This window comes from Petrotoga sibirica DSM 13575 (assembly GCF_002924625.1).
In the GTDB taxonomy this organism is placed as follows: Bacteria; Thermotogota; Thermotogae; order Petrotogales; family Petrotogaceae; genus Petrotoga; species Petrotoga sibirica.
Map to the genome: position 1 here is coordinate 1 of NZ_JAHC01000002.1, position 21582 is coordinate 21582.

Annotated in this window: 21 protein-coding genes; 13 read left to right on the top strand and 8 right to left on the bottom strand. The window is 35.4% G+C overall.

Going from position 1 to position 21582, the window contains the following annotated elements:
* The first annotated feature begins 111 nt into the window (after positions 1-111).
* The 3 genes from AA80_RS00150 to murA are packed head-to-tail and all read left to right on the top strand — an operon-like array spanning position 112 to position 3034.
* Entirely contained in the window at positions 112-945 is an 834-nt protein-coding gene (locus AA80_RS00150; RefSeq protein ID WP_103875852.1) for a Cof-type HAD-IIB family hydrolase, read from the top strand.
* Positions 896-1708, top strand: a complete 813-nt coding sequence (locus AA80_RS00155; RefSeq protein WP_134080008.1) for a hypothetical protein — start codon at positions 896-898, stop codon at positions 1706-1708. Before AA80_RS00150 ends, AA80_RS00155 begins: the two co-directional genes overlap by 50 nt.
* A gap of 33 nt (positions 1709-1741) precedes the next feature.
* The gene (murA, locus tag AA80_RS00160) at positions 1742-3034 is read left to right on the top strand and encodes a UDP-N-acetylglucosamine 1-carboxyvinyltransferase (RefSeq protein ID WP_103875854.1); all 1293 of its coding nucleotides are present in this window, start codon (positions 1742-1744) and stop codon (positions 3032-3034) included.
* A gap of 65 nt (positions 3035-3099) precedes the next feature.
* On the opposite strand, the gene AA80_RS00165 is transcribed toward murA, so the two are convergent.
* The 4 genes from AA80_RS00165 to secG form a co-directional block, all read right to left on the bottom strand.
* On the bottom strand, positions 3100-4455 hold the full coding sequence (locus AA80_RS00165; protein ID WP_103875855.1) for a hypothetical protein: 1356 nt from the start codon (positions 4453-4455) through the stop codon (positions 3100-3102).
* Positions 4456-4558: 103 nt separating this feature from the next.
* On the bottom strand, positions 4559-5515 hold the full coding sequence (locus tag AA80_RS00170) for an S-layer homology domain-containing protein (protein WP_103875856.1): 957 nt from the start codon (positions 5513-5515) through the stop codon (positions 4559-4561).
* Between the two features lie 99 nt (positions 5516-5614).
* Positions 5615-6808: a tyrosine--tRNA ligase gene (tyrS, locus tag AA80_RS00175; RefSeq protein WP_103875857.1), complete on the bottom strand. Its 1194-nt coding sequence runs from the start codon at positions 6806-6808 to the stop codon at positions 5615-5617.
* A gap of 15 nt (positions 6809-6823) precedes the next feature.
* On the bottom strand, positions 6824-7060 hold the full coding sequence (gene secG, locus AA80_RS00180) for a preprotein translocase subunit SecG (protein WP_103875858.1): 237 nt from the start codon (positions 7058-7060) through the stop codon (positions 6824-6826).
* 365 nt (positions 7061-7425) lie between these two features.
* Here secG and AA80_RS00185 point away from each other — a divergent pair, with 365 nt between their 5' ends.
* From AA80_RS00185 to arcC, 10 genes are all read left to right on the top strand, one after another.
* Positions 7426-8430, top strand: coding sequence for a LacI family DNA-binding transcriptional regulator (locus tag AA80_RS00185; RefSeq protein WP_134080010.1), 1005 nt, complete (start codon positions 7426-7428; stop codon positions 8428-8430).
* A 74-nt stretch (positions 8431-8504) separates the two neighbouring features.
* A complete protein-coding gene (gene pulA, locus AA80_RS00190; RefSeq protein WP_103875860.1) occupies positions 8505-11204 on the top strand; it encodes a type I pullulanase in 2700 nt (899 codons plus the stop codon).
* Positions 11205-11377: 173 nt separating this feature from the next.
* The gene (locus AA80_RS00195; protein WP_103875934.1) at positions 11378-12256 is read left to right on the top strand and encodes an RnfABCDGE type electron transport complex subunit D; all 879 of its coding nucleotides are present in this window, start codon (positions 11378-11380) and stop codon (positions 12254-12256) included.
* Positions 12253-12864, top strand: coding sequence for an FMN-binding protein (locus tag AA80_RS00200; protein WP_103875861.1), 612 nt, complete (start codon positions 12253-12255; stop codon positions 12862-12864). The genes AA80_RS00195 and AA80_RS00200 overlap by 4 nt, the downstream gene beginning before the upstream one ends.
* Positions 12864-13475 (top strand): Rnf-Nqr domain containing protein, encoded by a 612-nt coding sequence (locus tag AA80_RS00205; RefSeq protein WP_103875862.1) that lies wholly within the window; start codon positions 12864-12866, stop codon positions 13473-13475. Before AA80_RS00200 ends, AA80_RS00205 begins: the two co-directional genes overlap by 1 nt.
* Complete coding sequence (locus AA80_RS00210; protein ID WP_103875863.1) at positions 13475-14068, top strand: NADH:ubiquinone reductase (Na(+)-transporting) subunit E; 594 nt, start codon at positions 13475-13477, stop codon at positions 14066-14068. The genes AA80_RS00205 and AA80_RS00210 overlap by 1 nt, the downstream gene beginning before the upstream one ends.
* A 10-nt stretch (positions 14069-14078) precedes the next feature.
* Complete coding sequence (locus AA80_RS00215) at positions 14079-15197, top strand: NADH:ubiquinone reductase (Na(+)-transporting) subunit F (RefSeq protein WP_199177791.1); 1119 nt, start codon at positions 14079-14081, stop codon at positions 15195-15197.
* A 23-nt stretch (positions 15198-15220) separates the two neighbouring features.
* Complete coding sequence (locus AA80_RS00220; RefSeq protein ID WP_103875864.1) at positions 15221-15673, top strand: hypothetical protein; 453 nt, start codon at positions 15221-15223, stop codon at positions 15671-15673.
* 20 nt (positions 15674-15693) lie between these two features.
* Positions 15694-16683, top strand: coding sequence for an ornithine carbamoyltransferase (argF, locus tag AA80_RS00225; RefSeq protein WP_103875865.1), 990 nt, complete (start codon positions 15694-15696; stop codon positions 16681-16683).
* A 5-nt stretch (positions 16684-16688) separates the two neighbouring features.
* On the top strand, positions 16689-17630 hold the full coding sequence (gene arcC, locus AA80_RS00230) for a carbamate kinase (RefSeq protein WP_103875936.1): 942 nt from the start codon (positions 16689-16691) through the stop codon (positions 17628-17630).
* Between the two features lie 20 nt (positions 17631-17650).
* Here arcC and AA80_RS00235 read toward each other — a convergent pair whose 3' ends face one another.
* From AA80_RS00235 to AA80_RS00250, 4 genes are read right to left on the bottom strand one after another with little or no spacing between them, the layout of a single operon-like run.
* The gene (locus tag AA80_RS00235; protein WP_103875866.1) at positions 17651-18460 is read right to left on the bottom strand and encodes a MurR/RpiR family transcriptional regulator; all 810 of its coding nucleotides are present in this window, start codon (positions 18458-18460) and stop codon (positions 17651-17653) included.
* Between the two features lie 19 nt (positions 18461-18479).
* On the bottom strand, positions 18480-19661 hold the full coding sequence (locus tag AA80_RS00240; protein WP_103875867.1) for a glycosyltransferase: 1182 nt from the start codon (positions 19659-19661) through the stop codon (positions 18480-18482).
* A gap of 31 nt (positions 19662-19692) precedes the next feature.
* On the bottom strand, positions 19693-20667 hold the full coding sequence (locus tag AA80_RS00245; RefSeq protein WP_103875868.1) for a carbohydrate ABC transporter permease: 975 nt from the start codon (positions 20665-20667) through the stop codon (positions 19693-19695).
* Positions 20661-21545: a carbohydrate ABC transporter permease gene (locus AA80_RS00250; protein WP_103875869.1), complete on the bottom strand. Its 885-nt coding sequence runs from the start codon at positions 21543-21545 to the stop codon at positions 20661-20663. The genes AA80_RS00245 and AA80_RS00250 overlap by 7 nt, the downstream gene beginning before the upstream one ends.
* Positions 21546-21582: the final 37 nt, after the last annotated feature.

The window sequence follows — 21582 nt, forward strand, 5'->3', positions numbered from 1 at the left end:
TGCGGGGCGAAGGGGCGCAAACGTAGATAGAATAAATATTTTAGAAACTAACTAATTTTTAAAAATAAGTTTTTGCTTCTAAAAAGGTTACAGTTTGGAAAGGAGAAGAAGATGAAAAAAGCTTTTGTTTTTGATTTGGATGGTACTCTTTTAAATTCTGAGGTAAGAATTTCACCAAAAACATATCAAGCTCTAAAAAAGTTGAAAGAAGAAGGCCATCTTATTGTAATAGCAAGTGGAAGAATGTATGCATCGACTATGTACGTTGTTGAAAACTTTCTACCGTTTTTGAAAGGGAACGTGATTATTTCCTCCTACAACGGCGGATACATAGTCGACCTCAATGGAAAAGTAGTCTTTGAAAAAGGTGTTTCAAAGGAAAGTGCTGTCAAATGTATAAAATTCCTTAGAGACCTTAAGATCCACAGACATATCTATATAAACGATAAACTTATTTCAGAAATAGACGATAAAGAGATTAGAGATTACTCTAAACATTCATTTGTTGATTACGTGCTAGTAGATGACTTAATATCTGAAATAGAAAATTCATCTCACCCAACATTAAAAATATTAGCAATTGGAGAGCCTGATAAAATAAACCTCGTTAAAAAATTGGCGGAAAAAGAGTTTCAAGGAGAGTTTAACCTCATGAAATCTTGGGATACTTATTTGGATTTTATTCCTTATGATGTCTCCAAAGGAAATAGCTTGAAGATAATTTCAAAAATGTACAACTTAGATCCCAACACTCTATACGTTTTTGGTGATTCCGAAAACGATATAGACATGCTTGAATTAACAAAAAACAGTTTTGCCATGGGAAACGCTAAAGAAGATGTAAAAAAAGTAGCAAATTATTTGATACCAAGTAACGATGAGGACGGTGTGGCATATGCCATTGAAAAGATACTGGCTGACGATATCGACAATGTTAATATTTAGCTTTACTTTTGGAAGTATATACGATATAATACAAGAGGATAATCATATAGTTGGAAAATTTTTTCATACGTTAAAAGATATTGAAATTGCTGAAATAGACCCAAATTACATGGTGGGGTATTTTTTGGATTTACATGAAATAGATTCCGAACTTTGTTATTTGGCGTTAGGTTCAGTTAGAAACTTTTCTTTAATTCAGGATTTTTCAAGAGAATTAGGTTATTACCTTAAAAACTTGGGAATAGATTTTGTTGTATTCGGTAATTTAATGGTTTTGGAAAAAGATGCGGATGATCCTTTAAAGTATATTGGAAATTCCCCTTATTTGATATCTGAAATCATTTACCGAATGATAAGAGGATTAGAAACAAGTGGTGTTACCCCTGTAATCATTGTAACATCTAAAGACGATAGAAACGCAACTCAATCCTTACTTCAAAAAGGCGGATCATTTTACACTTATTCAGATCAAATAAAAAATGTGGACCTCTTTTTTGATGGTAATAATCTTTACCTTCAGAAAAACAATCTATTTTCCCTTCCATGGAATTACGGGAAAGGTACTCTTGAAGAGACTATTCAAGAAATTTTTAGCAATAGCATTATTTTAACGGGATGGCGTGATGAAGGCGAAAATTTATTATATAGAAAAATAAATACTACAGATATAAAATCAGTAACCTATTTTTCTAAATCAGTGGAGGAAAATGCAAAGAAGGTCTTTTCTGGCGAATTACTACCTACCGGAAATAAAAATTGGTAAACGTTCTTTCATTATTTCTTAGGGGGGCTAAAATTGAAAAGTATTGGTTTAGATACATCTGGAAAAATGATCGTAAAAGGACCTCAAAAGGCAAGAGGCATATTGACTGTTTCTGGTTCGAAAAACGCTGTGCTACCAATTATGGGAGCATCCTTACTCACTGATGATGACATTGAGTTAAGAAATGTCCCTGATTTAGCCGACGTTAGAACAATGATCGAAATACTTGAAAGTGCAGGGAAAGTAATAGAACGTTTTGATGATCAACTTATAATTAAAAGCTCCGGAACTATCAATTCTGAGATTCCATATGAACCCGTAAGAAAAATGAGGGCTTCTTTCAACGTTTATGGTCCATTAACCCTTAGAAATGGTTATGCGAAAGTTGCCCTTCCAGGCGGATGTTCTATCGGTGCAAGGCCTGTGGACTTTCATTTAGAGGGTTTAAAGAAGTTGGGAATAGAAAGTACGATCGAACACGGTTTCGTAACCAGTAAATTGAACAATCCCAATAGCCTAATAAATATATCTTTACCTTTTCCAAGTGTTGGAGCCACAGAACATGTCTTAACCACTGCTTGCTTGTTGGAAGGTGTAAAAACGACTATAACTAATTGTGCCATCGAACCAGAGGTAACAGATTTAGTTAACTTTTTAAACAAAATGGGAGCTAAGATAACGGGTGGGGGAACTTCAATATTGAAAATCGTAGGGGTAAAAAAATTATCAGGTGTAAAATACACTATAATCCCTGACAGAATTGAAGCTGGCACCTATATTATACTAGGTAAACTCATTGGCAAAGAACTAACCATAAAAAATGTATCAGCTGAGCATCTAGATAGTTTATTCTCAATATTTGAAAATATAGGAAGCCCAGTGGATTACGATGAGAAAAAAAGAGAAGTAAAAGTAGAAGAAACTTCTATGGATACATTGAACAGTATCAGCATGGAAACATCCCCTTTCCCAGGATTCCCAACAGATTTACAACCTCAAATCACAACATTTTTATCTTTGGTCCCAGGAAGATCTACAATAACTGAATCTGTATTTAAAAGTAGATTTTATCACATCGATGAGTTGAACAGAATGGGAGCAAAGATCAGGGTAGAAGACAATACAGCAATTATAGAAGGGGTAAACAAACTATCAGGGGCACCTGTAGAGGCCACAGATCTAAGGGCCGCTGCAGCGTTACTTATAGCGGGACTCGTTGCAGAAGGAGAAACAATCATCTCAAACGTGGATCATATTTTCAGAGGATACGAAAACATACACGAAAAATTAGAACAAGTGGGTATAGACTTAATTTACGAAAAATAGATTTCTTTCTTATAACTTCAAAAAAGCTGGCTTTAAAAAGCCAGCTTTTTGATTTATGGGTCATCTTAGAATTTAAATTGGGCTTTGAGATATAGATACCAATGTAAGTCTGCTAAGGTATCTGCTCCGTTTACATTACCATAAACGTCCAGAGTTTCGTTACCAAGGTGGGCTCCTGCAGAGATGTAGTCGTTGATAGCATAAGAAACGTTAGCTATATACGCTATTGGATTTTCTTCTGGTTCTCCATCTTCGAAGAAATAGTAAACATCGGCAGCTAAGGTTACAGGAACTTCAGCCACACCGTAGGTTAAATATCCATGAGGTGTAATAGATAATGTGCTTGCAAAGTCAGTTAAGTCAGCAACTTCGACGGGAACTTCTACTCCTACAACACTTAGATCGGAAATAGCGTATTCAACGGTTGGAGTAAGAGCTAAGGAATATACGGGAGTTGCATCTAATAAATTTATTGTTAATTTATCAGTTAAATCTACTGTCAACGGGGCCGCAAGATAGCTTACATCTACTCCTGCTGTAACTTCTTGTTTATCGGCAACGAAAAGACCGGCTCCACCTTCTTCTGCATAAACTGTTTCTAGGTTATTCTGCCATGTGAAACCAACGTGAGGTGTAACTGTTACAGGGTCCATTTCTAATGGGTATTCATAAGCTAAATCTACTCTGTAAGCACTTGTGGAGTAATCAGTTGTGTCATCTCCAAAATTCAGTAAGCCAAAAACTAAATCAGCGCTTAAACTTCCTGGGACTGGTACTTCTGTAACTTTTCCTTCAAGGGTAACTCTGTTGTTGGTAGCATCTTCAAATTTATAAGCACCAGCAACAAGTCCTTTTACTCCACTTACGTCGAGATCGTAACTAGCACCTAAAATCCAATTTCCAGGAATTGCGAAGTCTCCTGTAGCGTGCGGAGTAACTTCTCCAGCTAACCTATCAGCTAATACTAAGTTGACTCCGTAATCCTTCAAACCGAGTTTTAAAGAACCTACAGCATTAGTGTATCCACTCAAAGTGTAGTTACTTAAAGCTATAACGTTTGGTTCGAATCTTAACAACCATGCTTCTTCTTCATATTGAACGTATCTCAAACTTAATCCTGGTTCAACAACAACACTTGTTAAAACATCTGTAGTGGCTGAATCAGTGTCATAAACTGGAGTTGATTCGGTAGTTACAGTCACCGGTGAAAATGTAAAACCTGCTGTTAAAGTTGCCGGAAGCTCCGTAGTAAAACTAACATTGATACTCAAATCCGATGTCAACACCTTCTCAATATCCAACGCACTTTCATCCATCTTGAATTCAAAACCTGCTGTTCCACTAACATCATATACTGGCTCTAATGCAAAAAGTGCTAGTGACGCAAAAACTACCAACAAAGACAATAAAACTTTTTTCATACAAAAACCCCCTTCTACTTGTGATTTAATTTTTTAGAAAATCCTTATTATTATAGCAAACATCCACACTACTTGTCAATATAAATCTAACATTTTATAGCATTTATTGAGGCATGAATATTCCAACGACACCTAAAATTACTCCCAAACCAGCTACTAACCATAACATTGTTTTATCTTGCGCCTTTGCTATTTCTGCGTTATGAGCTTCAACTACTTGACTTAACTCTGTTATTTTTGCTTCATTAGAAGCGGCTTTTTTTGAAAGATCTGGTAAAGCCTTAACAAACATCTGATTTATTTCAGCTGTCCTTTTTACATCTGCCAAATCTTGAGATAAAGATGCGATTTGTTTTTCGTTTGTAGATACCCTGTTGGTTAATCCATCAATCTTATCGTAAGTATCGTATTTGAGATTCAAATGTTGCTTTGCCATACTTGTTTTGAATTCTTCGAGTGAAGCTATTTGCTCTTCGAGTGAAGCCACTTTTAGTGAGAGTGTAGGTAATGCTTTAACAAACATTTGATTTTGTTCTGCTAAACTCTTTGTTTCTTTCACAGTTACCTCTAACTGACTAACTGTTGCCTTTAAACCAGCTACATCTTGGCTTACCGCTAAAAGATCGGTCTCTAAAGCATCTCCCATGTTTTTGGCTCTGTAGGCTGTCTTTTTAACATCTTGATATGTCGCCTGCAAATCAGATAAAAGATCATCCGCTTGCAACTGGTCATTCAAGGAATTAAACTGACTTTCAACGTTATTTACTTTCTTTGAGAGGTCTCCTACTTTAGCTTCCAAATAGGATAAATCTCTCGTCTTAGCGATTTCAGGAGAATTCTCTAAATAAGTTACCAACCTCGACATCCAAACTGCGGCATCAGACCTTGTTAAAGGTTCATAACCTCTAAAGGTTGGTTCATCTACAGGAATTACGCCTTTTTCAACTAGCTTCATAACGTAATCATACGCCCAATGATCTAATCCTACATCAGTGAAGCCAAGTGAAAAGGCAGAAACCACAAATACCATTACTACAAAAAAAGCAAGCGTTTTCTTCATTCTTCCTTACCCCCTTTTATGATTTTGATTTGGTAAAAAAATTCTTCCTTCAAAAACCCGTCACTATATTATACTATATTTAAACAAATTTTGCAAAATCTATTTTACCTTTTTTATTTTAAAATAACTCTTTTTCCCAACTCGTAATATAGCTCCATCATCACAATCAACGATCTGTTTGAAATCATTTATTTTTTCGTCGTTTATTCTAATAGCCCCTTGAATTATAGCCCTCTTTATTTCACTGTTACTATCATAAACCTTGGTCTTTGAAACTATATCTAAAATCGTTTCTCCACTTTTAATTTGAATCTCTGGCAAATCTTCTGGCATTTCTCTTTTTTGAAAGATCGAGACAAAGTTTTGCTTGGCCTTTTCTGCTTCATCCTTATTATACAAAATAGTAACTATTTCTTCTGCTAAAATCATTTTAATATCTCTAGGGTTCACTTCTCCGCTTTTGATTTGGTCCTCCATATTTTTTATTTTATCCTTTGGAATATCTGTTAAATATTTCATATACTTAATAATAAGATGATCAGGAATAGACATAACTTTACCGAAAATATCTTTTGAAGAATCGTTAAAAGCTATATAATTGTCATAACTTTTACTCATCTTTAAGTATCCATCTGTCCCCTCAATTAATGGCATAGTAAGCACAACTTGAGGTGATTGGTCAAACTCTTCTTGAAGCTTTCTTCCAACCAAAAGATTGAAAAGTTGGTCTGTACCTCCAAGTTCCACATCGGCTTCGATAACAACAGAATCATACGCCTGGGCTAAAGGATACAAAAATTCAGATATACTTATAGGCTGATTTTCTTTTAACCTTTTACTGAAATCATCTCTTTCAAGCATTCTTGCAACTGTGTATCTTGATGATAGATTAATTATATCCGCAAAAGATAATTTAGAGAGCCACTCACTATTAAATTTTACCACGGTTTTATCGGGTTGGAGTATTCTAAAAGCTTGTTCAACGTATGTCTTAGAGTTTTCTCGTACTTCATTTTCAGAAAGCAGAGGCCTAGTTTTTGATCTTCCAGACGGATCTCCTATTCTTGCGGTGAAATCCCCTATTATTAAGTAAACGATATGACCTAACTCTTGAAACTGTTTTAATTTTCTTAATACAACAGCATGCCCTAAATGAAGATCAGGCCTAGAAGGATCCACCCCTAATTTAACTTTTAATTGACTTTTATTTTTTAATTTGATCAGAAAATCTTCTGGTGTAATAAGATCGACGGAATCTTCTTGTACAATTCTAAGTTGGTCTTCAGGGCTCAAATGTTGGATCCTCCTTTAAGCTATTATCCATGTTACCAAAAAACAGTTGATCATAAAGAGTATACCAAAAGTTAGAGCAATTTTGGAACTTTTATCTAACCCTTTCTCTCGACCAAAATTGGTAGCCGAACCTCCGGCACCAAACGCTCCACCTATTTCACTATTTTTCTGCATTCTTTGCAGTGCAAAGTAGATTACTCCCAAGGCTAAAATGATATGAATAATTATCAGCAAGACACCTAGAAACCCCATAAATTTCCTCCTCTTTAAAATATTGATTATCAATAAAAATTTATAATTCTTTTTTTATTATATCATACGAAATAACGTTATGCAAACCTTTTTTAAATTTCTAAAAATAGAGAAAAATGGAGTTTTCTCCACTTAATCGATAATAATTCCCTATAATCTTCTGTAATCAAGAATAATTTGATTAGCTTTTTTAAATGCAAAGAGGTAAAATAAGACTGAGTAAAAAAAGGAAACGGTTCCTTATGGGTAGAGAGTGGGGGAAAGAGGTAAGAACTCCTTTATCCTTATGGGTAGAGAGTGGGGCAAAGGGGCGCTGTATATAAGTTTTAGAACTTCCCAAGACAATAAACTTTGAGGTGAGTATTGTGAAAGAAAAAAAGAAAAATCCAAATCCTACTATTAAAGATGTTGCACGGCTCGCCAACGTTGGAATAGCAACAGTTTCAAGGGTGTTAAATAATTCCGAAAAAGTAAGTGAAAAGACCAGAGAAAAAGTTCTAGAAATCATTGAAGAGTTGGGTTATTCTCCCAATATTAATGCGAGAACATTATCTTCAAAAAATATAAATTCCCTTTCTTTTGTGACACCTGACATGGGAAACGAATTTTATGGGATCATGTATTCTTTACTTGAAAAGAAGATTTCTCGTAACAATTATAGGTTGATTGTTTTTCCCCTTATAGATCAGATATCGCTGGAAAAGATCAAGCAAAATACCGATTTAATTTATCAAACTGACGGAGTGTTCATCTCTTCTCTTTCCGTCTCAAGTATTTTTCAGAACAGGATTCCCCCTAAAAAGATAATATTGATCGATTCATATGATGAAAGATTTGATTCTGTCTATGTTGATAATTATCAAGTCGGGAAAACCGCTGCTGAGTACCTTATAAGTAATTCGCCGTCAAATAGCACTTTTTACTTGGTTACTTTTAAGGAACTCAACAATGAATTTACCTCTTTCGTTTTCAAAAAAAGAGATGAAGGTTTTTTACAGGTTATGGAAGAGAACAATAAAAAGGTAAAGATAATATACAGCGATTTATTGTGGGACGGAGGGTATAAAGCGATTGGTAATGTTTTAAAAAGACGTCCTAAAAAATATTCCTCCATATTTGCAACATGTGACATGATTGGAATAGGCATCAAAAAGTACTTGGAAGAAAAGAATATGCATCCAAAAAAAGATTATTCATTGATAGCTGTTGATAATCTACCTATTAGTAGACTATTTCAATTAACAACGATTAGACAACCGATTATTGAAATGGTCGAAATTGCATATGAAATGTTCATCTCTTCTATGGAAGGAAGAGAAAAAGTTGAACATCATAAATTAGAAGGAAAAGTAGTAGAAAGACAAACATAGAAGATGTAATTATTTTTTTTTTTATTATGGAAACCTTTTCACTTAATTACAACTTAAAAAGGAGGTAGGTACTTATGAAGAAAGTAGGTTACTTTTTGTTAGTATTTTTCTTAATTTCCATTTTGTTAGGCTGTTCTGCACAAACAGATCAAGCCAACCAAACTCAAACTTTGCCTGAAGAGGTTGGAAGTACAAATCCTAATGATTTTGTAAGCCTTTCTGAAGGCAAAACTGCCGATGATTTTGATGCACAAACCGTTTTGATCGTACACTATTACAGACCTGATGGGGATTATGAACCTTGGAATCTTTGGATTTGGCCAAGTAAACCCGTCTCAAAAGAAGGAGCAAGATATTTATTCGATGGCGAAGACAGCTTCGGCAAGTATGCAATCATCAAATTTGATGAAAAGCATGAGGAACTGGGTTTTATTGTAAGAACAGATAACTGGGATAAAGATATTTCAGTGGATAGATTCGTGAGTATACCTGAAAGTGGTGTTGCTGAAATATGGGTCTTATCAGGCGTAGAAAATTACTATACCGATCCAGAAAACCTTGACCTAAGTCCTCGAGTGAACGCAGCTATTATGGATTCATTCGATGAGATAATGGTGAATCTAACTGTGCCCTTTGATACAAAAGAGTGGAAAGGTAAAGTTAATTTTTATGAGGTGGAAGATTCTGATCCCGTTGCTTTAGATGTATCAGATGTTTATAAAACTGATCCTACCGATATTTCCGTCACCACAAATATTACCATAAAACTTGCTAATCCTATATCTTCCCAGGATGTGGATAAATTGTATAAAGTAGATATAGAAGGATATGTATCAGAAAATTATGTAATTATGAGAAATATTTTAGATGATGAAGTTTTTCATTACTACGGAAACGATTTAGGAGCGGTGTATTCCCCAGATAAGACAGATTTTAAAGTTTGGTCCCCCGTTTCCTCAAAGGCAACGGTACTACTTTTTGATAATTATTTGGATGAAAAACCTTATAAAGTAGTTCCCATGGAAAAAAACGATAACGGAGTTTGGCAAGCTACTGTGAACGGTGATTTAAAGAGGAAGTATTATCTATATGAGTTTGTATCATACGGAGAAACAAGAAGAACTATAGATATTTATTCCGCGGCTCTTGCCGTCAATTCTACCAAGTCTACGATTGTTGATTTGAAAGATACCGATCCCGTAGGTTGGGATAAAGATGTGAGGCCTACTCTCAACAACATAGAAGATTCAATTGTTTATGAAATTCACGTAAAGGATTTTACGATAGACGAAAGCTCAGGAATTCCAGAAGAATACAGGGGTAAATATCTTGGGTTGACTATAGACAATACCCAGTCCCCAAGCGGTGTGAAGACGGGGTTATCCCATCTAAAGGAACTTGGAGTTACTCATGTTCACATTATGCCTATTCAAGATGCTGGTTCTTTAGATGAAACTAAATTCGATCAGCAATACGGTTGGGGATACGATCCCTTGGTATACAATGTCCCCGAAGGTATTTATTCGACAGATCCGTATGATCCATTAAAGAGGATAAACGAAGTTAAAACTGTAGTTAAAACTTTTCACGAAAACGGTATAAGGGTTGTGATGGATGTTGTGTACAACCATACATACCAAGTTGGGAAGCATTCACCTTTCGATCAAACCGTTCCTTACTTCTATTATCGTACTGATCAATCAGGGAAATATACAAATGGATCGGGATGTGGAAACGAAATAGCCACGGAAAGGTTTATGGTTAGAAAGTACATATTAGATAGTTTAAAGTATTGGGTCGATGAGTACCATGTAGACGGATTCAGATTCGATTTATTAGGTTTATTTGACAAAGAAACGGTAAAAACAATATCAGAAGAATTACACGCTATACTACCAGACTTACTTTTATATGGGGAACCGTGGACTGGCGGAGGTCCAATAACGTTTGGTAAAGGGGACCAAAAAGGTTTAGAAGTGGCAGTATTCAACGATGACGTCAGAAACGCTATTAGGGGAAGCGTATTTGAACCTGAGGCCAAAGGTTTTGGCTTAGGTGCTCCAGGTCAACAAACGAGGATAAAAAGAGGCGCTGTTGGATCTATTGAATACGACAATACAATAAGATCTTGGGCACAAGACCCACAAGAAACAATAAACTACGTTTCCAACCATGATAACCATACTTTATGGGATAAAAATGCCCTTGCCCTCGGTGTAAAACCATGGGAAGAAGAGATAGACCCACTAACTTTAGAAACCTTAAAAGCCTCTCAAAAATTTTCTAACGCAATGATTTTAACCATGCAAGGCATAACCTTCTTACACGGAGGCGTTGATTTTGCAAGGACTAAGAACGGTAACGATAATTCATACAACGTTTTAGAACCAAACGTATACGATTGGAACAGGAAAAGCGAGTTTTACGATATATTTGAGTATTACCAAGGATTGATAGAACTGAGAAAAGCTCATCCCGCCTTTAGAATGACAAATAGTGAAGATATAATAAATCACATAGAATTTTTTGAACTACCAAAAGAATATAGAAAAACCGTTGCTTTTATCATAAAAGATAATGCGAACAACGATCCGTGGAAGAATATAGTAGTTGTTTACAACGCAGAACCAGAATCTTCAGTTCAAATCACTTTACCTGAAGGGGAATGGAACTTAGTTGTAAATGAAGATACAGCAGGTACAGTAACATTGGATGTTGTAGAGGGAGTAATCGAAGTATCACCTTTATCCGTCTACGTTTTATATCAAAATTAATATTCTTTAAAAATTCAAGGGGCGAGTTTCTTCGCCCTTTTTTATTTTTATAAAATGACAAAAGAATCTTGATATAAGATAGAAAACATGTTAAAATATCGATAGATTTATTAATTTTAATTTAATTAAGGGGGGGTGTTCGTGTGGCATCAGGCTTCTTTCAAAAGCAGGTTATGATGAGAAAAGTGCTGTACTCACTCATACCTATATACACATTTGCTTTTTACATGTACGGATGGAGATTGATCTTTTTATCTATATTTGTTTATGGTTTTGGGATTTTGACAGAGTATATTATGGAAAGAAGACAAAAACGTAAAGTTACCGAAGCGGTTCTGGTTAGCTGCACTTTATTCGTCTTATCTCTTCCTCCTGCAACACCCTGGTGGATTGCCAGTATTGGGATTATTTTTGGCGTTTTATTTGCAAAGGAAGTTTATGGAGGTTTTGGGAGGAACGTTTTTAATCCAGCTATTGCTGGTAGGCTTTTTATTTACATCACCTTTCCAAATATAATGACCCAATCATGGCTTCAACCAGGAAATTTTGGGAGAGCTACATCTGATATCTTAACTTCAGCAACCCCTCTTCAAGTTTTAGCTAATGGCGAAAATTTCGGTTTGTTTGAACTATTTTTTGGGCTTAGATCCGGTTCAATGGGAGAGGGTCCTATATTTTTAATACTTATCGCTGCAATTTACCTTATCGCTACAAAAACCGCTAGTTGGAAAATTATGTTATCGACATTTTTGAGTGCTTCTTTGCTGACAATCTTTTTTTCTTTAATGGGCCTACAGAACGCCTTTTATCCTTTAGAATTCTTACTTTCTGGAAGTTTCATGTTTGTTACCGTTTTTATGGCAACAGATCCTGTAACCGCACCAAAAAATGAAACCTCTAAATGGTTTTATGGCATTATAATAGGGGTTACGGCTATATTTATCAGAACTTTTTCTCTTTTCCCAGAAGGTACAAGTTTTGGAGTGTTAATGGGTAACACTTTTGCTGCTTTGTTGGATATAGCTTTTACTAGAAAGAAGGTGAAAGCATGAAAAGGGAAGGTAGAGTTTATACCATAATATTTACATTTATTATTTCTTTTGTATTTGTTTTCGTTCTGGCAGTTGCAAATGAACTAACAAAAGATACTGTAGAAAAAAATCAAGAATTGTTCCAAATTAAAGCCATATTATCTGCAACGGGTATATCTTATCAGAGTGATGAAGAAGCTTTTCAAAAATATAACTCTATAGTTTCAACCTTAAATAATAATGGCTCTGAGATATATACAGCTCAAATAAACCAAGAAAACATCTATGCTACCATCTTCTCAGGAAGTGGACTATGGGGAACGATCACGGGTGTCTTAGCTGTGAACGAAGATGTTTCTAGAATCGTTGGTATTGACTTTATATCTCAAAACGAGACGCCAGGATTAGGCGGAAGGATAGAAGAAGATTGGTTCAAAAGGCAGTTTTCTGGTCTCAAAATTATAGATAGTGAAATAAAAATAGTAACAGGACAAAACGGCGGAGACTACGACTACGAAAACGGACAAGTCGATGCAATAACTGGCGCTACAAGAACTTCTGAGTCTATTGAAAAAATTGTAAATGAAACGATTTCGAATTTGAAAGATATTCTGGGGGTGAGTATTTAATGGCTCAGAAAAATTGGATAGCGATTGCTAAAGATAATTTATGGTATAACAATCCTGTATTCATTCAAATACTCGGAATATGTTCCACACTAGCCGTAACTAATACTCTTATTAACACTTCTATTATGACTCTAGGAGTTGTTTTTGTAACAGGATTATCCGCGTTGACGGTTTCTTTGTTGAAATCTTTTATTCCTAGGAAAGTCAGAATGATAGCCCAAACGTTGATAATATCTTTTTATGTTATAATTGTTGATATCGTTCTACGGGCTTATGTACCTGAAGTTAGTAGAGCGTTGGGACCATACGTAGGTTTGATTATAACTAATTGTATAATAATGGGAAGAACAGAGGCTTTTGCTCAATCTAACCCTCCACTGCTATCCTTGTGGGATGGTTTAACAAGTGGAATTGGTTATATGTATGTTCTTTTGATGGTCGCATTTGTGAGGGAATTATTGGGCTTTGGAACACTTTTTGGATTTCAAATATTACCAAATAATTTTGCAAATTGGACTATAATGGTGATGCCTCCAAGTGCCTTCTTTATGTTAGCTATTTTTATTTGGATACTCAAAGGTTACATGTTTAGAAAGGAGGTTAAAAAATAATGTCCCCTGACGTAGGTTTGATATCTTTATTTTTTGCTTCTATTTTTACAAGCAACATTCTTCTTTCTAATTTTTTAGGAATGTGTTCCTTTATATCGGTTTCAAAGGATTTCACTTCTTCTAATGGGCTGGGCCTTGCAGTAACTTTTGTTATGACTGTAACTACCGCAATTAATTGGCTTGTCTACCATTACTTGTTGATTCCCTTCGGATTAGAGTATCTTAGATATATAGTGTTCATAATAGTTATTGCCGCAATAGTTCAGATATCAGAAATGGTTATAGAGAGAATGTCAACTAATTTGTATATGAGCTTAGGTATTTTTCTTCCTTTAATCACCGTCAATTGCGCTATACTGGGTGTAGCTCTCTTTATGCAGATTAGAAATTATAATTTTCTTCAATCGGTTATATTTGGACTAGGTTCAGGGCTAGGTTGGTGGTTAGCAATAGTATCTCTAGCAGCGATAAGAAAAAAGGTTGATAAATCTCCTGTACCAGGACCTTTAAAAGGACCTGGAATTACTTTAATCACGATTGGACTTATGGCGATGGCTTTCATGGGATTTTCCGGTATGTTAAACGTACAGTGAGGTGATTGATGTGAATGCAATTTTAGCCGCTTCATTTTTAATAGGTGGATTAAGTGCAGTTTTAGCTACTATGATTGTGGTTGTTGATAGCGTAGTTAACAATTATGGAGAGGTTAAGATTGATATCAACAACGGGAAAAAGGAGTTAAAGGTAAATGGAGGTGCTCCACTACTTACCACTCTTTCCGAGCAAGGCATCTTTATCCCTTCAGCATGTGGCGGTAGAGGAAGTTGTGGGGCATGTAAGGTGAAAGTTTTATCAGATATAGGGCCAATTTTACCCACTGAAGCACCCCTTTTAGACGAAGTAGAAATGAAACAAAATATAAGACTATCTTGTCAAGTGAAAGTAAAATCTGACATAGCAATAGAAATACCTGAAGAACTATTTTCCGCAAAAATTTTCAAGGGTGTGGTTGAAAAAACAAATGATTTGACTTATGATATAAAAGGAGTTAAAATTAAACTTGTCGAACCCAATGAAATTGAGTTTAAATCTGGGCAGTATATGCAATTGGTTATACCTCCCTACGAGAAAATAAACGAATATACTCAAAGGGCATATTCCATAGCATCATCTCCAAGCCAAAAAGAATCTTTAGAATTTTTTATCAGGCTTGTCCCAGGCGGGATTGCAACAACTTATGTTCATAATTATCTAAAAGAAAATGATCAAATGGAATTAGTCGGTCCTTTTGGCGAATTTTATATGAGAGATACGGATGCAGATATGATATGTGTTGCAGGAGGTTCGGGATTAGCTCCAATAAAATCTATCGTTGCAGATATGTTCGAAAGGGGGATAACCAACAGAAATGTATGGTTGTTTTTCGGGGCAAGAAGTTTGAAAGACCTTTACTACATGGATTTCTTTCAAGACATGGAAAAGAAATGGGACAGATTCCACTTTGTTCCTGCTCTTTCCGAACCACAACCTGAGGATAATTGGAATGGTGAAACAGGCCTTATCACAAATGTATTGGGAAAATATTTCAAAGAAAAAATGGATCAAAATACCCAAAAGGAAGGATATTTATGTGGAAGCCCCGGCATGATTAATGCCTGCATTAAAGTAATGACAGAGAACGGCATATCCGAAGATAAAATATATTATGATAAGTTCGCGTAATTAAAAGGAGGTGCTTTTCCTCAATGAAAATGACTGAAGATTTAAAGAAAGCCTATGAAAACATGAAGCCCGGAGTTATAACCGCTGATGGATTTTTAGGTGATGATGAAAGACTTTTGGTTGACATAATTGAAAGTGATGAAGAAAAAATCAGGGCTTTAAATATAAATTTAGAAGACGACCTCAAAAAGATTAGATATCTTTTTGATAAAGGAAAAGAAGCTTTTGAAGAACCTGTAACCGTTGATAATAAATGGCTTATAAAAGTGGACGAAGCTAGAGGGCATCTACCTTGTCCCTTTGAAGACGGTATTTTTAGAAAAGTTAATTTAAGGATTAAAAATTTAGTTAACAAAGAAGAACTTCTTATCACAGAATTATCGCTACACTTAATAGAAAAACATCATTTTTTCCAAGGTAAGGGGTCACCATTCAGGGTAGAACCTGAAAAACTTAAAAAAGTTCTCGGAGAATAAAAAGGAGGAATTAAAGAAACATGCCTATCAATTTAAGAGGAAGAAGCCTTTTAACGTTGAAAGATTTCACGCCCGAAGAAATAAAGTATCTTTTGGAACTTTCAAAAGATCTGAAAGCCAAAAAGAGAATGGGTATTAAGGGGAACTTATTAAAAGGTAAGAACATAGTTTTGTTATTTGAAAAAACATCAACTAGAACAAGATGTGCTTTTGAAGTAGCCGCCTTCGATGAAGGGGCAAACGTTACATTTCTAACTAACAGTCAAATGGGTAAGAAAGAATCAATAGAAGATACCGCCAGAGTTTTAGGAAGATTTTACGATGGTATAGAATTTAGAGGCTTCAAGCAAGAAACGGTGGAAATTCTAGCAAAATATTCAGGTGTTCCTGTGTGGAATGGTCTAACAGATGAAGATCATCCCACCCAAGTTTTGGCAGATTTCTTAACAGTTATGGAAAATTTTGAAAAACCTCTTAATAAGATCAAGTTTGTATACGTTGGAGATGGAAGAAACAATATGGCTAATGCACTTATGATAGGTGCCTCTAAGATGGGGATGGATTTTGTAATAATCTCTCCAAAAGAACTTTTCCCAAATAACGAACTGGTAAGCGAAATGGAAAAGACAGCTAGCGAAAACGGTGGAGAAATAACCATCACAGACAATCTTGATGCTGTTGCTAACTCGGATGTCATCTATACTGATGTCTGGATTTCTATGGGAGAAGAAAGTAAAGTCGAAGAGAGAATCAAATTACTTAAACCATACCAAGTAAATATGGATTTGATAAAAAAGACAAACAATCCTGATGTAATTTTTCTGCATTGTCTGCCTTCTTTTCATGACACAAAAACCGAGATGGGATACGATGTTTACCAGAAATACGGTATTAAAGAAATGGAAGTTACGGACGAAGTGTTCGAAAGTAAGTACTCAAAGGTTTTTGACCAAGCAGAAAATAGAATGCATACCATAAAAGCAGTTATGGTAGCAACGTTGGTAGGTTGATAGGAATGGTTGAAAAACTTGCAATAGTAGCAATTGGAGGAAATGCCTTATCCCAACCAAAAGAATCTCCAACCGCCGAAAATATGCTAAAAAACCTAGAGAACACGGCAAAATGCTTAGTTGAGCTAGTAAAAAAAAATTATAAAATAGTCATAACACACGGAAATGGGCCACAAGTAGGAAATATTCTTGTTCAACAAGATATAGCCAAAGATGTTATTCCTCCTTTTCCCCTGGATGTTAACGGGGCTATGACTCAAGGATATATAGGATACATGATATCCCAAACGTTAAAAAATGTTTTAACAGCAGAAAATATTGAAAAAGAAGTTTCAAGTATCGTTACCCAGGTACTTGTTGATAAAAATGATCCAGCCTTTAAAAATCCTTCAAAACCCATTGGGCCTTTTTATTCCAAAGAAGAGGCAGACGCCCTCATCAAAGAAAAAGGATGGAGTATGGTAGAAGACGCCGGAAGAGGTTGGCGAAGAGTAGTACCTTCTCCAGAACCGTTGGAGATTGTAGAGATAAAAGCTATTAAACAATTGGTAAGGGATAACAATATAACCATAGCAGCAGGTGGTGGAGGTATCCCAGTAATAAAAGAAGGGGATAAACTAAAAGGAGTGGAAGGTGTCATAGACAAAGATAGAGCCTCTGCTTTGTTAGCTATAGAATTGGACGCCGATGAGTTCATAATTCTAACCGCTGTAGAAAAAGTATTCATAAATTTTAACAAGCCCAATCAACAAGCCATATCTTCAATGACTGTAAATCAAGCAATACAATACATGAATGAGGAGCAATTTTCAAAAGGGAGTATGTTGCCAAAGATAGAGGCGTGTACAAATTTTGTTCTCAAGACTGGAAGAGCTGCTTTAATTACAGATTTAACCAAATTGGTTGATGCATTGGAAGGAAAAACGGGAACTTTCATAACAAAATAAGGGGGGATCCCCCTTTTTTGTTAACTAAACCTTTTTGTTCTCATCGCTTGACTTATTCTACTTTCTTTGTTTTTAAGGGACATTTTAGAAGCAACTGAGTTGTACAAAAGTTCCACCATAAATATCTCTCCTATTCTGCTCACAGTGAATTCGCTTTCCTGAGGCATTTCAGCGGAAGTGTATAAAACTAGGTTGACTATTTTTGACATAGGTGAATTAATCCCTGCAGTTATACCTATGGTGAAGGCGCCAGCGTCTTTGGCTACTTGGGCAGATTTGTAAGTATCTCTGATAACCCCAGAATGACTGATAGCAATTACTACGTCATCTTTTTCAAGATTAGAAGCGACTATAACTTGCATATGTGGATCAGAATATGCAGTGGAAGCAAATCCCAAGGCAGCAAACTTTAACGAAGCATCCAAAGCTACGGGAAAAGATCTTCCTACCGCATAGAATAGTAATTTTTTGCTGTTAAGTATCATTTCGGATGCTCGATTAATTTTATCCCTGTCCGCTTGCCTTAGAATATCTGTTAAGGAGTTTACAGTCTTGTTGTAAATCATATCTACAAGATCTTTCGACTCTTTTAATTCAAGTGTAGGGGTACTCAACTCTCTTGCTAGTTCTAACTTAAATTTTTGATATCCCGAGTAGCCAACCTTTTTTAAAACTCTGTATATAGTAGTTTCACTAGTTCCTGCCCAATTGGATAATTCAGTGATGCTGTAGTGTATTACATCTGCGGGCCTTTCGATTATATACTGTGCTACCTGCTTTTCTTTGTCAGTTAAAGAATTGTATATCCCTTTAATCTTGGAAGTTACCAACTTCGTCACCTCTAATCGGCTATAACTTTTTCATCAATTCATCTTTTTTATTCTTAAATACCTTTATTTGATCTCTGATAACTTTTTCAGCTTCTACTTCATTCATATCTTTTGTCAATTCAGCGAAATCAGCTACTCTACCAAAATAGAGGGGTACTAAGGATTCCACCAACTTTTTGTCTTTGTTTTTTGAATACTCTGTTAATGCATTGAATAAGATATCCACCCAGGTTTGAAGTGGTACTTTCTTATTTTTCATTATGATTTCCAAGTGATCATTTGCTAATCTTTTTGTTTCTTGTTTTTTTAATCCTTCTAAAAGCTGCTTTTCCAAATTTTCTATGTTGATGTTGATAGGATCAACTGATACCTTAGGTATTTCACCATACATTGGGGCTTCTTCAATAGTAACGGTATCTTTCCATTTCGAGACGCTATCTACGATAATATCAAATAACGTTCCAACAACTTGCTTAAACATTGGAGATAGATCAGCTCCAGGATCCTTAGGATCGTGAACTTTTGCTCCTAAAGCAGCTTGATAAACCTTTTTATTGGAGTTAAGTATAGCATTTGTAGTCATCCAAATATCTATCCCAAACCTAGCAACGTCTGTTTTTGCGACACTCGAAGTGGTTTTCAAATAAACATCGATCATATTTTTGCCTACACCAAAGTCGCCCCCTATTGGTTGCCTAATAGCTTGACCAAACAAAGAGGTAACTAAAGGATAACATACTTGATTTGTGATTGTACCGTCGTACTTGTGCCTCACATAATAAGGTGTAACATAATCAGAAAGTCCTTTCATTATTGGGCCAGTTAATCTTTCTATCCACCATGGCCTAACACTTTTTAAATCAGAATCTAAAAATACAATCGCTTCGGCGTCTAAGTTCTTAGCAACTTCTATGACAGAAAGCATAGCGCTTCCTTTACCGGGAAGTCCAATATAATCGTAAGCGATTTTCGGTACATTTTTTGTACCTGTTTTCATAAAAACTTCTTTTGTTCCATCTTTTGAACCACCATCAGCGTTGACAATTAGCCCATCTGAATCGAAATATTCGACTATTCCTTCTGCAGCTGTTTTAGAAACAAAAGAAATCGTTTCAGCATTATTATAGCTTGGAATACCCACAACTACTTTTACCCTTTTAGGTAAATTTTGTAAAATTTTATCATCATAGAATATTGACATTTTAACTTCCTCCTTTTTGTCGCTTTCAACTTTATTCTTTGACTCCGCCAGCAGTTAAACCAGCCGTTAGGTACTTTTCTACGGTCATAAACAACACAATGACGGGAACAGCTGTCAATACTGAGGCTGCCATCATTTTAGCCCATACAGCATGTTCAGAAAAGAAAATCTCTCTTAAACCTACTGGCAAAGTATAAGATACAGGATAAGGCCTTATGAAGATAGAAGCAAACAAATACTCATTCCATCCTATCATAAATGAGTATATGAAAACAGTGATTATAGCAGGCATTGATAGAGGAATGATTATCCTCATAATAGTTCCTATTCTTGTACTACCATCAATTAAAGCCGCTTCTTCAATTGATTCAGGAATTGTTCTGAAATAATTACCAAGCATGTACATTGAAACTGGCAACGTCTGAATTACATATATTATATACAAAGAGAACATTGAGGTTCCCCCTGAATTAGTTAATCCCATTCTTACAAACAAATCATACAAGGGCACCGATAATATCACTCCACCTACTAGGTATACTAGCAAAACTCCTCTTTGAATAAGATTTCTTCCCGGATACCAAACTCTGCTGAAAGAATAGGCACCAAATATACCTATTATCAAGCTTGTTAAAGCGCTTAATCCAGCTAATAGTAAACTATTACCAAACCATCTTAAAAAAGGGAACGATTCACGCCTTCTTTGTGATTGTATATTCTGAAGGATTTGTGCTCTTTGCTCTTCTGGAAAAGACTCTAAAAGTTTAATAAGTTGTTCTTCTTCATTACTCATTTCTTGCCTAATAGACTCCTCAAGTCCTAATAGTTGAGCATACTGTGACAATGTTGGATTCTCAGGGATCAATCCAGGATCAAATGCATCAGAATCATATCTAAAGGAAACTGAAACCATATATGCAAAAGGGTAGGCAACAAATATTATAACTAAAGCTATGAAAAACCAAAATAAAAATGTTTTTATGAAAGATCTTTTTCTGACTACCATTTTAACACCTTCCTTACATAGATGGATATGAGCACCATCATAACAATAAAGAGGACCGTTGCAATCGCTGCCGCGACTCCTAACTCTGGCAAACCTGTAAAGGCTTTTTCATATAGATATATAGGCAGAGTTCTTGCTTCTTTCGACAAAAGGTATACCTCTTCAAATTTGTAAAAGTTCCATATTCCTCTTAATAGGACTAAAGAACCTATTACATAATATAGTTCTGGTAAAGTGATGTGGTGAAATTTTTGCCAACCATTAGCGCCATCTATATCAGCTGCTTCATAATAATCTTGAGATATTGATTGTAACCTGGATAGAATCATCAAATAAATAAAAGGAAAGTTCTTCCAAATACTGTAAAAAGATACAACTAAGAATGCATTATTTGGATTGTTAACAAGGTCTTGTGTCACATCCATTATACCTAAATTACTTAAGAGTATTGTTAAAGGACCATTTAAAGGCATTAAGACGTATTGCCAAGCAAAAACGGTTGAAATAACCGGTGCAACATATGGGAACAATATAAGAGCTCTTACTATACCTCTGCCGGGAAATTCTTTATTCATAAGTAAAGCGACCCCTAAACCAACTAAAATACTGCCAACAACAGTAATCAAAACGAACAACATGGTTATACCAAAAGAATTCCAAAAGGTAGGATCGGTTAACAGTTCTCTATAATTTTGAAAGCCAACAAACTTATTCGGTACTCCCGGTGTAAGGGATACTTGAAAAAAACTCAAGTAAATATTGTATAAAACCGGATACAAAATAAAAATCCCTATCAAAATAACTGCGGGAGATACTAACCGCCATCCAAAAACCGCTTCTTTCTTCCTTAAAGGAGATAACTCTCGAAATCGTTGCATTTCTCTCTCCTCCCAATTTTTAATAAAAAAGGGGAAT